Here is a 14,939-nt window from a genome sequence, read left to right as displayed (position 1 = left end):
TAAAAAGCTCGTATAATCCACGCCCCAAATAAAACACGTTAGGATGTCCTACTGCTGGTTTACCCAGCAATGTGAGAGCACGCAATGACTGAAAAAGATACTAGAAAAGAAACCCTAGAGTTCAACAAGCTTCAGAAACGCCTGAGAAGAAATGTTGGAAATGCCATTACCGACTACAACATGATTGAAGAAGGTGATGTGGTGATGGCATGTATTAGTGGTGGTAAAGATTCATTTGCGATGCTCGATATCCTGCTGAATCTACAAAAAGCAGCTCCAATTAAGTTTGAAGTGGTGGCGGTGAACTTAGATCAGAAGCAACCGGGCTTTCCTGAGCACATTCTCCCAGACTACTTCGAAACATTGAACATTCCTTATTACATCGTCGATAAAGACACGTATTCGGTTGTTAAAGAGAAGGTACCAGAGGGTAAAACTACCTGTGGTTTGTGCTCACGTTTGCGCCGCGGCACACTTTATTCTTTTGCCGAAAAGATTGGTGCGACTAAGCTGGCACTTGGTCACCATTTAGATGATATTGTTGAGACCATGTTCTTAAACATGTTCCATGGCTCGCGCTTAAAAGCGATGCCACCGAAACTTCGCTCTGATGATGGTCGTAATGTCGTTATTCGACCATTGACGTACTGTCGCGAGAAAGACCTCATCAAATACGCTGAGCATAAAGCCTTCCCAATCATTCCGTGTAACCTTTGTGGCTCGCAAGAGAACCTTCAACGCCAGGCGATTAAGGCTATGCTGATTGAATGGGACAAGAAGACACCAGGTCGCGTAGAAGCCATTTTTAAATCAATTCAGAACGTTAGTCCTAGTCAACTAGCTGATAAGAATCTGTTTGATTTTGAAAACTTACCACTTGATCGTGATGGTGAACGAGAAGAGTACGAATTTAATGAAGCGATTGTCTCATCGACCAACATCGATGAATCAATGTTTATCGACGTGACTAACATATAGTTAAGCAACGAATAAAAAAAGGAAGATGCTACATCTTCCTTTTTTATTCTCTTAATTTAATCTAGATTGCCGTTCTAGGGTCGAGTGGGCTTATGTAGCCTTGCGGCTTCAACGCCATGACATCGCAATTTATCTTATCAATAACGTGTTCAGCAGTGTTACCGATAAACACAGCAGACAAGCCTGTACGTCCTGTCGTACCGATGATCACCATTGCTGTGTTCAGTCGCTGAGCAACTTCTGGAATGATGTCCTCGGGCAAACCTTGTTCTACCACAGTTTGCTCATCATCATATCCGTGTTTCTGGCGCAGTGCCTTCATCGCAGTAAGGTGATGACCACGCACCGCATCGGTATAGGTGGCAGGGTCAAACTCAGGTAATTCAATCGTGATATTGGCCGGAGTAACAGGGTAGGCGTTAACCAAATAAGGGCTCGCTCCCAAGCGTTCTGTAAGACTCTTAAGCTGATCAACCATGCTGTCGTTTAAGCCAAGATGAGTGTCATTCTCAGAGCCGACATGAACAGACGCAATAATGCTTGCATCTTCCGGCCACTCAGCGTTTTTCACAAGCAGCACTGGACACGGACACTTGCGCAAGAGGTGCCAGTCGGTTGGAGTAAAGATTACCGATTCAAGCACGTCGTGTTTACGCGTTCCTTTGATCACAATATCGTGCTCGCCACCAAACACTTCTGCGATGATTGCTTCATAGGGGCGATTGTGCCAAACAACTCTTACATCGAATTCGATGCCATCAATAAGGTAGTCTTTGGCGACTTTTTTCTATCCACTGCTCACGTTGACCAATTACACCTCGGCGCATTGCGTCACGCTCATCAATAGAAAGCATGGATGTCATGTCATAGGAGAAATCATAAATGGAAAGAAAAAACGTCACCTGACTAGGAGAGCGACTTTTAGCAGCAAGCTGCATTGCACGGGCTAAAGCGGGTTGTTCATCTTTATTGATGTCAGCAACAACTAGGATCTTGTTATAGATGCTCATATAGACTCCTTTAACATGAGGAGGAACATATGATTAATGTAGCTTAGTTCTTAAGAGAGTTTTAGGAAAAGATGAAGGAATATGAGAGAAGTATGATGTAGCTCTATTTCGGATGAAATGCGAGCTACATCATTGAAGTTATTACGATTCTGTTGAGACGCCAGCCAATTCCATTAACGCATCATGGTCTAGGATAGTGATGTACTTACCTTTAACGCTTAGAATCTCTGATTTCTGAAAACGACCCAATAAACGAGAAATCGTTTCAACAGTTAGGCCTAAGTAGTTACCGATGTCACCGCGCGTCATCGTTAAACGAAACTCACGAGGGCTGAATCCGCGTTGGGAGAAGCGAGTTGACAAGTTGTATAAGAAAGCCGCTAAGCGCTCTTCGGCATTCTTTTTAGATAGCAAAAGAATCATCTCTTGGTCGCCTTTAATCTCATTACTCATCAGTCGCATAATTTGCTGGCGCAGCTTAGGCATTTTCCCTGATAGGTCATCAAGAGTTTCGTATGGTATCTCACACACCATTGACGTTTCTAACGCTTGAGCGAAGCTAGGGTGGGCATCACCAGTGATGGCATCAAACCCTACTAAGTCACCTGCAAGGTGGAACGCTGTGATCTGCTCGTCGCCTTGTTCAGTGATGGTGTAGCTTTTGATTGTGCCTGAACGGATCGCGTACAGAGATTTAAGCTCGTCACCGGCTTTGAACAATTCCTGTCCTTTCTGGATTGGCTTTTTACGCTCAATGATTTGATCCAGCTGGTCAAGCTCAGACTCATTTAGAGTAAACGGAATACAAAGCTGGCTGATACTACAATCTTGACAATGGATGGCACAGCCACCTGATTGGATACGCTTTGTTGCAGGCTTTTCAGAAATCATAACAACCTTTCACTATTTGATATACATCAATATTTTAGCACCCATTAACACTAAAAGGTAGTGGAAAAAGACGCATAAAAACAGCGACCTAAAAAGTAACTGACAAGATAGTTAATGCACCATAGCCCGTGTATAGACCATAAGTTAATAACATTAACGCGACGATATGACGAAATGTGACAGAATTTTGTAATCTATGGAGGAATTTAGCACTGTGACCAACCAGCAACATTGCTGGTAAGGTCCCCAATCCAAACATTAGCATGACTAAAGCGCCAGCCAGTGCACTGCCAGCAACAGCAGACCAAGTTAACGTAGAGTATACTAAGCCACAAGGTAGCCAACCCCAAATCAAACCAAATGGGAGCGCATGAGCGGGGCTTTTTAGTGGTAGTAACGATTTACCCGCGGGAGAAATAAGCTTCCAAAGCGACTGCCCGATTTTCTCTATGTACAGTAATCCGAGCCACCAACGCCCGATATAGCACGCAAGCAAAATCATAAATACAGCCGCAGCGATGCGCAGCCACGCTAACATATGATTGAGCTCGCCAACTTGAGATATTGAGGAGACAGCACCACCAACCAAACCACCAATAACGGCATAGCTAAGTAAACGGCCGAGGTTATAGAAAAGAGGGGTGAGTTTAGATGGGGAGGTTTGGCCTATCGACAGCATCGAGGCGATACCACCGCACATTCCCATGCAGTGGCCCGCACCAACCAAACCAATAAAAAAAGCGCCAATCCAATCGGGGGTCATGATGACTTCTTCTTGTTTGAGTCCTTTTCGTCTTCATCAAACAAAATATTATGTCCTTGTCGCTCAAGGTCTTCAAATTGCTCACTTTTCACGGCCCAGAGAAAAACGGCAACGGCAACACACACTAATACGATGGCGATCGGGATTAAGATATACAAGCTTTCCATCTATTTACCCTGTTCTTTGAGTAAGCGAAGAGAATTAGATACTACTATAATCGAGCTCGCAGACATACCGACAACAGCAAAATATGGAGCGACCAAGCCCGCCACTGCCAATGGCAGTATCAGCAAGTTGTAACCCAAAGACCAAGCGAGGTTTTCTCTAATTATCTTGCGAGTTTGCAAGGCGAGTTTTCTAGCCTCTAGAATTCTCTCTAAGTGATCGCCAAGAAGCACCATATCAGCCGATGCCTTAGCGACATCGGTACCACCACCCATAGCGACGGACAAGTGTGCGCCTGCAAGTGTAGGGGCATCATTAATACCGTCACCGATCATCATAGTGATATCCTTGCTATCGACTTGCTGTAGGTAAGACAATTTATCTTGTGGTTTGGCCTCTGCTACCACGTTATCAATCCCGATTTCATTCGCGACCGACATTGCGTTGGCGTGAGAATCGCCAGTGAGTAGAGTGACTTTAATGCCTGCCTGCTTAAAGCGCTCAACAAATGACTGCGCTTCCTTACGAATAGGGTCTTGATAAATAAATGTCGCGATATGGACACCATCAACAGCAAGATAAACAGCGTTAGGCTTGGATTTATTATCGCCCTCAAGTACGAAGTTAGCACTGCCAATCTTAACTGCTTTTCCGCAGTAATAGCCCTTAATACCCGAGCCAATGATGTTCTCGACATCTTCAACCACAATGTCGTTGTCTGCATACTGTTTAAACGCTCTGGCAATAGGGTGGTTTGCATGAGCCTCTAGTGCGGCGGCAATGGCTAGCGACTCCGCCTTACTGACAGATGAAACCAACTCAACGTCACGAATCACGATATCACCGTGAGTCAGTGTGCCTGTTTTATCCACGATTAGGTGGTTAACCTTACATAGGGTTTCGAATACATGGCTCTTTCTGAGCAAAATCCCATAGTTACCCATTCTGGAGGTGGCACAGGTCAAGGCTGTTGGCGTTGCAAGTGATAGGGCACACGGACAAGTCGCAACCAAAACAGACAGCATAATCCAGAAAGCATCGTCTGGACGCGCTTCATGCCAAAAGAACCAAGTGCCAGCAGCAACGATCAAAATCACAGCCACAAAATAACGGGCAACGATGTCAGCAATCTCGGCGATTTTAGGTTTCGATAGTTGAGCTTCGTCTTGTAGGCGCACAATGTTTGAGATCATTGAATCAGCTTTAGATGACGTCACTTCTAATTCGAACGATTCCTCACCATTTAAGGTACCCGCATAAACGATGTCATCTTTGGTTTTAACAACAGGCACGGATTCACCGGTCAACATCGACTCATCAATGTGAACTCGACCGGACAAGATCTTTCCGTCAGCGGGGATGTGTTCGCCGGGCAACACTCGAATCTGATCACCGAGTTTGAGCGTTTTCACTGGAACTTGATCGCCATCTAACTTGGTGGCAATGGCAGGAATTAGTTTCAATAAATTACCACTCGCAGCGGCGGCTTTGCGACGAGCTCGCATCTCTAAGAAGCGCCCAACCAGTAGGAAGAACGCGAACATGGAGATTGACTCAAAGAACACCTCGCCTTGTTCAGTAACGGTTGCGACTAAACTTGCAAAATAGGCAAATATCATCGCAATTGAAAACAGGGACATCCATACCCAAAGTTCGGCTACGGATACTTCGCCATGCATTGAGGTAAAAAGGGAGAGCGGAGTAGAGCATTACAGGTGTGGCAAAAATCAAACTTACCCATCGGAAGTAGTTTTTGAACTCAGGCTCTAAATCACCAAAGACTTCCAAATACAGAGCCACTGCAAGCATCATGACCTGCATTGTAGCCAGGCCTGCGATACCTAAACGGTAAAGGTATTGCTTCATTTGCTTGTGATAAGCCGCTTCCTGATTATCTGCTTCAAATGGTGCGGCTTTATAGCCCAACTGGTGAATAGTGGATAGGAGTTCACTCAAACGAGTCTTACTTTTGTCCCAGGCCAGAATCGCTCGATTCGTTGTAGTGTTGACTCGAATAGAAAGCACACCAGAATGGTGTGAGACTTGTTTCTCTATCAACCAAGCACAAGCCGCACAAGAAACACCATCAATTGATAAGGTGACTTCGGCTCGATCATCCGAGTTTCGAACAAACTCGGACTGGACTTCTTCATTATCATAGTGAACAAGCGCTTGAAGCTGTTCAGGAACGAGGTCTGCTTTCTCCGCGGGTGCCGTTCGGTATTGATAATAGGAAACTAAGCCACTATCGACGATAGTTTGTGCGACAGTCTCACAGCCAGGGCAACACATAGCCCTAACTTCTCCGAGGATCTCTACTTTAAAATCGGTGTTGACTGGTACTTCTTCACCGCAGTGATAACACGATTTACACATAGACGTTTACTAGTTTTCTAAATGAACAGGAGCGGCTGAAGGGAAGGTTACGCGACCTTGGACTAACCATTTTTTATCATGGCCAGTAAGCTCGATAAACCACGGACCTTGCAGTTCAGAGTCTAACGACAGACGATAGTATCCTTGCGCATCTGAAGTTAATAGCTGTGAAAAATCTCGGTCTGGGAGAGTGCGATGAGCAAACATGGCAGTAAGCGCTGGGAAATGGTCTAACTGTCCTTTATCAAATTTTATAACAACAGTATTGCCTTCTGAGTGGACAGATGCGCTCAATTCGAGATCTTTGGCAACATTGATTTTCGATATATCAATATTGATGCCTTTGCCTTTTTTATAGTAATCCTCAGTCACTAGAGAAACCGAGTTCTGAGAGAAAACAATCACCGTAATGATCGTCCATACAACAACAGTAAGTGGCAGGATAATTAGAAACCACGGCCAAAACTGCTTATACCAAGGCTTTACCATAAAAAAGTTCTCAATTAATAAATAGAATCAGGGATTTAACTCTAAAGGAAAGACAGCCCCATTACCATCTATAGAAAGTAAGGGGCTGTTGTAGAAATGTAACTTATTGTTCCGAGTTGCTTAGGCTCCAAACATAAGCTGAAACAAGCTGAACTTTGTCTTCGCCTAGAATATCTTTCCAAGCAGGCATTACACCAGAACGACCGTTCATCACTGTTTCTGTTACGTCAGCACGCGAACCACCAAATAGCCAATCTTGGTCAGTTAGATCAGGTGCGCCTACAGCAGGGTTACCTTTACCATCAGTACCATGACACGCAGCACACACAACGAAACGAGCTTTACCTGCTTCCGCTTCACGCGCGTTTACACTACGGCCAGACAAGCTAAGAGTGTAGCTTACAACTTCTTTAACACCTTGCTCGCCTAGCGCATCTTTCCACGCTGGCATTTGACCGATTCGACCATTCATTACCGTAGTAACGATAGCTGCTGGTTCACCACCGTACAGCCAAGCATCATCAGTTAGGTTAGGGAAGCCTTTCAAGCCACGAGCATCTGAACCGTGACACTGAGAACAGTTTTGTAGGAACAAACGTTGACCTACTTTAACCGCTTCAGAGTCTGCTGCAATTTCCGGAATCGGACGTAGTTGGTCTGTGCCATCTACGTGAGCAAGTTTTTTGAATGCTTCGCCAAAGTAGGCTTCAGCATCATCAAGCTCTTTCGCAAACTGGTTAAGCTGCTTGTTGTCTTGTGCCGCTGCAATTGACGCTTTTGATTCTTCTACGGTGCGCACTGTTTGGTCTGAACTCGTCCAGCCAAGCACACCTTTAAAGCTACCCAAACCAGGGTAAAGTGTCAGATAAATTGCAGCAAATACAAACGTACCTACGAATAGGTAGGTCCACCATTTCGGTAGAGGGTTGTTTAGTTCACGAATACCATCGTATTCGTGCCCCATATCTGCACCTTCTTCAACGCCCATTTTATCTTTAAGGCACCAGTAGAGTAATGCAGCACAGCCGACCAACGTACCGACTGTAATAATGATTATCCAAAGACTCCAAAATGTCGTCATTGCTTAGTCACTCCTTGTTCTTTTGAAGGCTGTTGCTCTTCATCAGCGAAAACAAGGTTTGCGGCTTCGTCAAAACGAGCTTTACGGCTTTTGCCATAAGCCCACCAAACCACACCTAGAAAGCTAACAAATAGCACTATGGTCCAAATACTGTGAATAGTACCGATGTCCATAATTACCTCCTTAATTACTTCATTGCGTGACCAAGAGACTGAAGATAAGCGATGATGGCATCCATCTCTGTCTTACCTTCTACTTCTTTAGACGCGTTTGCGATCTGTTCATCAGTGTACGGAACACCAAATTGATCACGGAAAATAGTCAATTTCTTCTGAGTGTCCTTACCATCAAGAACATTTTCTTCAAGCCATGGGAAACCAGGCATGTTTGACTCAGGAACCAACTCACGTGGATCGATAAGGTGTACACGGTGCCACTCATCTGAGTAACGACCGCCAACGCGTGCTAGGTCAGGACCTGTACGCTTAGAACCCCAAAGGAATGGGTGCTCATATACACTTTCACCAGCAACAGAGTAGTGACCGTAGCGTTCCGTTTCAGAGCGGAATGGACGGATCATTTGGCTGTGACACACGTTACAACCTTCACGGATGTAAACGTCACGACCTTCCATTTCAAGCGCAGTATAAGGACGTAAGTTCTCTACAGGCTCTGTGGTTTGTTTTTGGAAAATCAGTGGGGTGATCTCTACAAGAGCACCTAAGCTGATAGCGAAAACGATAAGAATCGCGAGTAAACCGACATTGCGTTCTACAATTTCGTGGCGATTGTTAGAATTCGAACTCATTCTTTAAATCTCCTTATGCCGGCTGTGGGATAGCTTTTAGGCTATCTTTAGGTGCTGTAACCGTTTTGTACGTGTTGTATGCCATTAAGAACATACCAGCTAGGAAGATGAATCCACCTAGGAAACGAACAAAGTAGAACGGGTACGAAGCTTGTACAGACTCAACAAAGCTGTACGTCAAAGTGCCGTCAGAGTTAACTGCACGCCACATCAGACCTTGCATTACACCAGAAATCCACATTGCAACAATGTAAAGAACGGTACCGATAGTCGCCAGCCAGAAGTGCGTATTAATAAGACCAACAGAGTACATACGCTCTTGGCCGAATAGGCGCGGAACAAGGTGATATACAGAACCGATAGAAACCATTGCAACCCAACCAAGTGCACCAGAGTGTACGTGGCCGATAGTCCAGTCAGTGTAGTGAGACAGTGCGTTTACTGTCTTAATAGACATCATTGGACCTTCAAATGTCGACATACCGTAGAACGATAGAGAAACAATCAAGAATCGTAGGATAGGGTCGTAACGTAGCTTATGCCATGCACCAGAAAGCGTCATGATACCGTTGATCATACCACCCCATGATGGAGCGAATAGTACCAGTGACATCACCATGCCCAGTGACTGCGTCCAATCTGGAAGTGCAGTGTAGTGTAGGTGGTGCGGGCCAGCCCAAATGTATAGAGAAACGAGTGCCCAGAAGTGAACGATAGATAAACGGTATGAATAAACAGGACGTTCAGCTTGCTTAGGTACAAAGTAGTACATCATACCTAGGAAACCAGCCGTCAGTAGGAAACCTACCGCATTGTGACCGTACCACCACTGAACCATTGCATCCACTGCACCAGAGTAGATCGAATACGATTTACCCATAGATACAGGAATTGCCATGCTGTTTACGATATGTAGAACAGCGACAGTGATAATAAAGGCACCGAAGAACCAGTTTGCTACGTAGATGTGAGACGTCTTACGCGTAATCAGCGTTCCGAAGAACACGATTGCATAAGAGACCCAGACAACTGCGATGGCAATATCAATCGGCCACTCTAGTTCAGCGTATTCCTTACCGGAGGTGAAACCCAACGGTAGAGTAATTGCTGCTGCTAGGATAATGGCTTGCCAACCCCAGAAGGTAAAGGCGACAAGAGGGCCACCAAAGAGACGAGTTTGACAGGTACGCTGAACAACGTAATAAGACGTTGCGAATAGGGCACTTGTACCAAACGCAAAAATAACCGCATTAGTATGCAGAGGACGTAAGCGACTATACGTCAACCACGGCGTATCAAAGTTTAGCTGTGGCCAAACTAATTGAGCGGCAATCAAAACACCAACAGCCATACCGACAATACCCCACAAAATAGTCACCAGGGTAAATTGACGAACGACCGTATAGTTGTAGTTTTGTTCAAGCTGCTTTTCTTGGCTCATTTGCATGCTTCCAATTTCTAATTAACTACACTTTACTTCCAACACGACACATGTCGTAATGCCACCCAAACCGTTGAGAAAATAAAATCAGTTTCACTGGTTAAATCTTCTTGCTGATTTTTAAAAAAAGTGGCATTTTCAGCCGCCAACTATACTGCATTTAACAATTCAATGACAGAGTAGTAACCTTACAGTCGGTCTGGTTTTGGCCTTTTATTTTAAAACTTTGAAGTTTGTTACACGGAGAACACCACAGAATGGCAGCCCAAAAACTTACACGAGGCCGTTTTGCTCAAATAATCATCATGTTAACCCTACTTATAGCGGCGTTTATTTGGCGTACAATCGAACATGAGTCACCAATAAATGCAGTATGTAAACGTGCTAATGATTGTGTTTTTTATGTAAATGAAACTCGATTTGACGTCCATATTTCGTCAAGTCAAATCACACTGAAAACTGACAGTAGTAACTGGATAATATCTTCTGTGAATAGCAGTGAAAAAATTACTAAAAATGCAAATAGCTGGCAGGTTAACATTCCAAGTTCGCAATCAGAAATTGCGCTGGTAGTCTCTTCTACAGATAAAGATATTATCAAGACTGTTTATATTAAAAGTGAATAAATGGATTTTAAAACCTACATTACCCATGAGCTAGATGAGCTCGCTGCGGTACAGCAACTAGCAAACCAAATTCCGCGGAAGAATCTTGCGAGTATTATCTGTTATTTCACGCAAAATTACGGCGCTGAAAAGCTGCGTCTTGCCTTCAAGCAGCACCTACCAAAAGCTTCGATAATAGGATGCTCTACATGTAAAGGCGTAATGACTGAACGTGGGCTCCATTTCGGCAACGTATTGGGCCTAATCGCGATATATGATTCAAATTCAACGGCTTACGGATCCGGTCTAGTGAGTTTTGAAAGTGAAGATGAATCAAAAAATGCCATAGAAAAGGCGATTCAGATTGCGCTGAATAAAGCCAATCGAACCGGAGAGGTTCCGAGTTTCGCGATCATTCATGCCACGCCAGGTATGGAAGAAAACCTTATTTCTTCCCTTGATGAAGTGTTCCAAACACCTGTGCCAATGATTGGCGCAACAGCGGCAGATAACGCAATCAAAGGGCAGTGGTCTATCTTCAACGAAGACGAGTCCACAAATCATGGTGTTTGTATTCAGCTACTGTTTCCTTCCAAACCGTTGGCAACCGGGTTTAGCGCAGGTTATTCTCCGACTGAATATTCTGGCGTGGTGACAAAGTGCAAAGGAAGAGAACTGCTCGAAATTGGTCACAAACCAGCGCAAGAGATGTACAGAGAATGGATCAAGCAACACGCTTCAATCGATGTGCCAGAGTGGTTTAAGTTTCAATTAGTTACCCAATATCCCCTCGGCAGAGTGGCAGGAAACTTATATAGTCAACCTTATTACAAGTTATCTCATCCGATTAATGTTACGCAAAATAAAGGCATCTTGCTGTTTACCAGCGTCGAAAAGGGTGACGTTGTCACTCTAATGTCTGGTGATAGAGAGCAACTGATTGCACGTCCTTCGAGAGTTATTCAAGAAGCAAAACGGCATTCTGATCGTAATGCAACGCTGACTGGCGCTGTTTGTGTGATATGTGCCGGAGCAATGCTGCATTTAGAGGACGACATGGACAAGGTTTATGAGACTATAAAGGCAGAAATGGATGGTATCCCTTTCATTTGCCCATTCACGTTTGGTGAACAAGGGCGCTTTATCAACGGTGATAATGGACATGGAAATCTAATGATTTCTTCAGCGGCGTTTTATTCAGACTAGAATTTATGAGTCTAAAAACACAAGAGCAACTCAACGAAGCACTTATCGAACTCAAGCAGAGCCAAGAAAGAGAAGCAAGGCTTGCTTCAGAGAACCGTGCTATATTAGATGCAATATCTAGCATAACTATCGCAAGCGACAAGCAGCAAATCTTCAAAGAACTAAAAAGCGTACTCGCTCTTTATATCGATTTTTCAGATTTTGTTGTCTTAACCAAAAACAGCGATCAAACTCAATATCAAACACTCTTAAGCTCTAATCCCAACTTTCAAGGTATTTACTGGCAAGATAGCGACAAATATATGCGTGCTTTGTCCGGTGAATGCATCATCTTTTTTGAGCCTAACAAGTTAGATGAGTTTGAGCACTTAAGTTCGCTTGGAAATGGCCCCGTATTTTCTGCACTGATCACTGGGGCGAAAGCGACAATAACAGACTCAATAATTTTATTGATTGGCAGAAAAGCAGGGCAGTTCACGCTCGATTATCGTGACACCCTGTCACGTTTTAGACCGCTTGTAGAAAGAGCCCTGACCGATATTGAGCGCATCGAACAATTGCAGCAACTTGTCGATATTAAGACCCAACAACTCAAACTCGCACAAGTAAAAGCAGAGAAGGCGAACGAAGCTAAATCTCGATTTCTGGCGATGATGAGTCACGAACTTAGGACACCTCTAAGTGCTGTTCTGGGTTACATTGATGTGCTTTTGGCCGATTTGAAACAAGAAAATCAGCTAGAAATCCTTGAGAAGATGGAATCATCTGCTGAACTTCTCCTAGTATTGATCAATGACATTCTTGAACTTTCTAGAATTGAAAGTGGTGAATTTCCCATCAAATATCAATGGGTGAGGTTGAACACTGAACTTAAATTCGTATTAGAGCATTTCTACGCACTCGCAGACGCTAAAGGGCTGAAGTTTTCTGTCAATATCGAATTTGATGAGTCGCTTTCTCTGTGGATAGATCCTGCTAGAGTTATGCAGATCGTCTTCAATTTAGTCGGAAATGCGCTCAAATTCACTCACGCTGGTGAAGTTTGCTTAACCGCGAATGTGATCAATCAACATCTTGTTATTACTGTGAAAGACACTGGAATCGGCATAGACAAAGACCGACTAGACATTGTGTTCAGTGAGTTTAAACAGGCTGACGATTCAATTACACGTAGCTATGGCGGGACCGGACTTGGGTTGACGATTTCAAAGCACCTCGTTGGTCTTATGAGTGGCAACATCTCGGTGAAGAGCAAACTAGGTCAAGGGTCAACGTTTAGAATTGAGCTGCCAATTTCAAGTAAGAAGATTGAGTCAACCAACTTTGTACAACCAGGTCATCATTCTTGCGAGAAACGCTTAACCGTGCTCGTCGTAGAGGATACCGAAACCAATCAAATGGTGATTAAGTTAGTTCTTGAGCGTTTGGGGCACAGAGTGGTTATCGTAAACAATGGCCAAAAATCGGTAGATTACTTAAAAAAGAATGCATCCGATATCGACCTGATTTTCATGGACATCTCGATGCCCGTAATGGATGGGCTAACAGCAACCAAAGAAATCCGTAAATTCTGTACAGATACACCGGTCATTGCATTAACGGCTCATGCCATGGAGCAAGATAAGCAAGCATGTTTGAATTCTGGTATGAATGCTTTTGTTTCTAAACCCATACGAAGCAAAGAAATTCAACGTTCGATCAAAACCGTGTTAGGTTAATTTACACAACACTAATAATCACATGCATTAATCTTTGATTAACTGTATGTGATTATTAGGTATTTTATGGTAAATACAGTTATGTTGAATAAGACTCAGGCAACAAAGGGGGAAAGCAGTGGGTTAAAGGCAAACCTCTGGTCAGTCCACACACCATTTAACATAATATACATAATGCGCACTAAGTTTGAGGTTTTAACATTTGGCAAAACATTGATTAAGCGTTTCATAAGTGTCTGATAACTCAACCGTAAATTATTAAGTTGTCTCTTTTCAACGTTTAAGTGATTTGTACTATTTGGATGGCTTGCTTTGAAAACACAACAAAATACGAGGTTTTAGCGAACGCTACATTATGTAGCGGCATTTAACCCACTAAAAACACTTAAAAAATAATTTACGTCAGTTAATCAAAATGCGAGCTTTGTCATGTTTCATTACTCATTCAAGACTCTCTACTGGCGCCAGTTTGATTCGATTCGACAAGGCGCTGAATACTTCCATGTCTCCAAGCAGACAATTACTCGCTGGCTAGATGGCACAGTTCCAATCAACCCGATGGCAGAAAAACTTTTACTGATTAAATCGCTTGGTTATCTGCCAAATGATATTCGTTGGTCTGGCTTTCGTGTGTGTGAACAACGTGCGGTGTTGATTACACCGGCTGGGCGTGAATTTAGTCCGAAAGAACTAGAGAGCTTTGCACATTGGCGTGATGAACATCGAAGATTTGTGGAGTTACACGGTCACATCCCTAGCCCGCCAATTTATCCTGCTAAGGAAAACATGCAACCATTTAGAGGTGGGCGCCGCCAAACAGCGGCACCCTGGATACCAACTAGAAATCGAAGAAATTAGGAATATGTTAAGCCGCGATCTGAATTTTATCTATTTGCTGTTTAAAGAACTGATAATCCGTGCATTGCTCGCTCATTGTCGTTTCAAGTGCGAGCACAAATACCGCGTACAAAGAGTCATTTGATATAGAGTTCTTATATCCATTTTTCTTTGAGTACTGGTTTATGAATTTTGCTACAGCGGAAAAAAGAAAATGTCCTCTGAGTAAGTTCTGATACTCGTAGCCTTTCGACCTGACCTCTTCAACTAACAACGCTTCGTCAAAATCATCAAACTGTTCACTCAATGAATTGATATAAGTTGATAGCTTATCACTACAAACCATACAACTATTTCTACTTTTCATAAATCGACTAGAATTATCACCGACAACGGAAACACCATGACCAAACTTAGCGTTATGTATATCTAGAAATACTAAATCTTTACAGGATTGATAGAATCCGCTTAGCCACGATTCAATTTCATCTAGATTAATGCTCTTTTACTTAATCGAAGATATACGACTAACTCGCTTTAGCCTATTGTATCGGCAGATATCATCGTATTT

General features: G+C 43.5%; 13 protein-coding genes and 2 pseudogenes. 5 read left to right on the top strand and 10 right to left on the bottom strand.

Annotated elements, in window-relative coordinates; translation table 11 throughout:
- Positions 1 to 84: 84 nt before the first annotated feature.
- Positions 85 to 978: a tRNA 2-thiocytidine(32) synthetase TtcA gene (gene ttcA / locus RH45_RS17110; protein WP_008079463.1), complete on the top strand. Its 894-nt coding sequence runs from the start codon at positions 85 to 87 to the stop codon at positions 976 to 978.
- Between the two features lie 61 nt (positions 979 to 1,039).
- Here the strand turns inward: ttcA and uspE are convergent.
- The 10 genes and pseudogenes from uspE to ccoN all read right to left on the bottom strand — a co-directional run bounded on the left by uspE (position 1,040) and on the right by ccoN (position 10,002).
- Positions 1,040 to 1,988 (bottom strand): annotated as a pseudogene (gene uspE, locus RH45_RS17105) (universal stress protein UspE).
- Positions 1,989 to 2,129: 141 nt separating this feature from the next.
- Positions 2,130 to 2,879: an FNR family transcription factor gene (locus tag RH45_RS17100; RefSeq protein ID WP_008079461.1), complete on the bottom strand. Its 750-nt coding sequence runs from the start codon at positions 2,877 to 2,879 to the stop codon at positions 2,130 to 2,132.
- Positions 2,880 to 2,967: 88 nt separating this feature from the next.
- Positions 2,968 to 3,642, bottom strand: a complete 675-nt coding sequence (locus tag RH45_RS17095; RefSeq protein ID WP_008079459.1) for a sulfite exporter TauE/SafE family protein — start codon at positions 3,640 to 3,642, stop codon at positions 2,968 to 2,970.
- On the bottom strand, positions 3,639 to 3,809 hold the full coding sequence (ccoS, locus tag RH45_RS17090) for a cbb3-type cytochrome oxidase assembly protein CcoS (RefSeq protein ID WP_008079457.1): 171 nt from the start codon (positions 3,807 to 3,809) through the stop codon (positions 3,639 to 3,641). Before ccoS ends, RH45_RS17095 begins: the two co-directional genes overlap by 4 nt.
- A pseudogene (locus tag RH45_RS17085) lies at positions 3,810 to 6,183 on the bottom strand (heavy metal translocating P-type ATPase).
- Positions 6,184 to 6,192: 9 nt separating this feature from the next.
- Complete coding sequence (locus tag RH45_RS17080) at positions 6,193 to 6,672, bottom strand: FixH family protein (protein ID WP_008079456.1); 480 nt, start codon at positions 6,670 to 6,672, stop codon at positions 6,193 to 6,195.
- Between the two features lie 103 nt (positions 6,673 to 6,775).
- Positions 6,776 to 7,753, bottom strand: coding sequence for a cytochrome-c oxidase, cbb3-type subunit III (gene ccoP / locus RH45_RS17075; RefSeq protein ID WP_008079454.1), 978 nt, complete (start codon positions 7,751 to 7,753; stop codon positions 6,776 to 6,778).
- Positions 7,750 to 7,926: a CcoQ/FixQ family Cbb3-type cytochrome c oxidase assembly chaperone gene (locus tag RH45_RS17070; RefSeq protein ID WP_008079451.1), complete on the bottom strand. Its 177-nt coding sequence runs from the start codon at positions 7,924 to 7,926 to the stop codon at positions 7,750 to 7,752. Before RH45_RS17070 ends, ccoP begins: the two co-directional genes overlap by 4 nt.
- A gap of 14 nt (positions 7,927 to 7,940) precedes the next feature.
- A complete protein-coding gene (ccoO, locus tag RH45_RS17065; protein WP_005476573.1) occupies positions 7,941 to 8,561 on the bottom strand; it encodes a cytochrome-c oxidase, cbb3-type subunit II in 621 nt (206 codons plus the stop codon).
- Positions 8,562 to 8,574: 13 nt separating this feature from the next.
- Positions 8,575 to 10,002, bottom strand: coding sequence for a cytochrome-c oxidase, cbb3-type subunit I (gene ccoN, locus RH45_RS17060; RefSeq protein WP_008079443.1), 1,428 nt, complete (start codon positions 10,000 to 10,002; stop codon positions 8,575 to 8,577).
- A gap of 257 nt (positions 10,003 to 10,259) precedes the next feature.
- Between ccoN and RH45_RS17055 the strand changes: the two genes are divergently transcribed.
- From RH45_RS17055 to RH45_RS17040, 4 genes are all read left to right on the top strand, one after another.
- Positions 10,260 to 10,628: a hypothetical protein gene (locus tag RH45_RS17055; protein ID WP_008079442.1), complete on the top strand. Its 369-nt coding sequence runs from the start codon at positions 10,260 to 10,262 to the stop codon at positions 10,626 to 10,628.
- Positions 10,629 to 11,813 (top strand): FIST signal transduction protein, encoded by a 1,185-nt coding sequence (locus RH45_RS17050; RefSeq protein WP_008079440.1) that lies wholly within the window; start codon positions 10,629 to 10,631, stop codon positions 11,811 to 11,813. It begins immediately after the preceding gene.
- A 5-nt stretch (positions 11,814 to 11,818) separates the two neighbouring features.
- Complete coding sequence (locus tag RH45_RS17045) at positions 11,819 to 13,531, top strand: ATP-binding protein (protein WP_008079439.1); 1,713 nt, start codon at positions 11,819 to 11,821, stop codon at positions 13,529 to 13,531.
- Between the two features lie 429 nt (positions 13,532 to 13,960).
- A complete protein-coding gene (locus RH45_RS17040; RefSeq protein WP_008079437.1) occupies positions 13,961 to 14,389 on the top strand; it encodes a DUF3653 domain-containing protein in 429 nt (142 codons plus the stop codon).
- Positions 14,390 to 14,939 lie beyond the last annotated feature (550 nt).

Source organism: Vibrio sinaloensis DSM 21326 (assembly GCF_000189275.1).
GTDB lineage: Bacteria > Pseudomonadota > Gammaproteobacteria > Enterobacterales > Vibrionaceae > Vibrio > Vibrio sinaloensis.
The sequence above is the reverse complement of the archived record's forward strand: the minus strand, read 5'-3'. Positions and strand labels throughout refer to the sequence as shown.

What these genes read in the sequence shown, in the direction of transcription:
- ttcA (WP_008079463.1), top strand. Translation starts at nt 85, where the DNA reads ATGACTGAAAAAGATACTAGAAAAGAAACCCTAGAGTTCAACAAGCTT.
- RH45_RS17100 (WP_008079461.1), bottom strand. Translation starts at nt 2,879, where the DNA reads ATGATTTCTGAAAAGCCTGCAACAAAGCGTATCCAATCAGGTGGCTGT.
- RH45_RS17095 (WP_008079459.1), bottom strand. Translation starts at nt 3,642, where the DNA reads ATGACCCCCGATTGGATTGGCGCTTTTTTTATTGGTTTGGTTGGTGCG.
- ccoS (WP_008079457.1), bottom strand. Translation starts at nt 3,809, where the DNA reads ATGGAAAGCTTGTATATCTTAATCCCGATCGCCATCGTATTAGTGTGT.
- RH45_RS17080 (WP_008079456.1), bottom strand. Translation starts at nt 6,672, where the DNA reads ATGGTAAAGCCTTGGTATAAGCAGTTTTGGCCGTGGTTTCTAATTATC.
- ccoP (WP_008079454.1), bottom strand. Translation starts at nt 7,753, where the DNA reads ATGACGACATTTTGGAGTCTTTGGATAATCATTATTACAGTCGGTACG.
- RH45_RS17070 (WP_008079451.1), bottom strand. Translation starts at nt 7,926, where the DNA reads ATGGACATCGGTACTATTCACAGTATTTGGACCATAGTGCTATTTGTT.
- ccoO (WP_005476573.1), bottom strand. Translation starts at nt 8,561, where the DNA reads ATGAGTTCGAATTCTAACAATCGCCACGAAATTGTAGAACGCAATGTC.
- ccoN (WP_008079443.1), bottom strand. Translation starts at nt 10,002, where the DNA reads ATGAGCCAAGAAAAGCAGCTTGAACAAAACTACAACTATACGGTCGTT.
- RH45_RS17055 (WP_008079442.1), top strand. Translation starts at nt 10,260, where the DNA reads ATGGCAGCCCAAAAACTTACACGAGGCCGTTTTGCTCAAATAATCATC.
- RH45_RS17050 (WP_008079440.1), top strand. Translation starts at nt 10,629, where the DNA reads ATGGATTTTAAAACCTACATTACCCATGAGCTAGATGAGCTCGCTGCG.
- RH45_RS17045 (WP_008079439.1), top strand. Translation starts at nt 11,819, where the DNA reads ATGAGTCTAAAAACACAAGAGCAACTCAACGAAGCACTTATCGAACTC.
- RH45_RS17040 (WP_008079437.1), top strand. Translation starts at nt 13,961, where the DNA reads ATGTTTCATTACTCATTCAAGACTCTCTACTGGCGCCAGTTTGATTCG.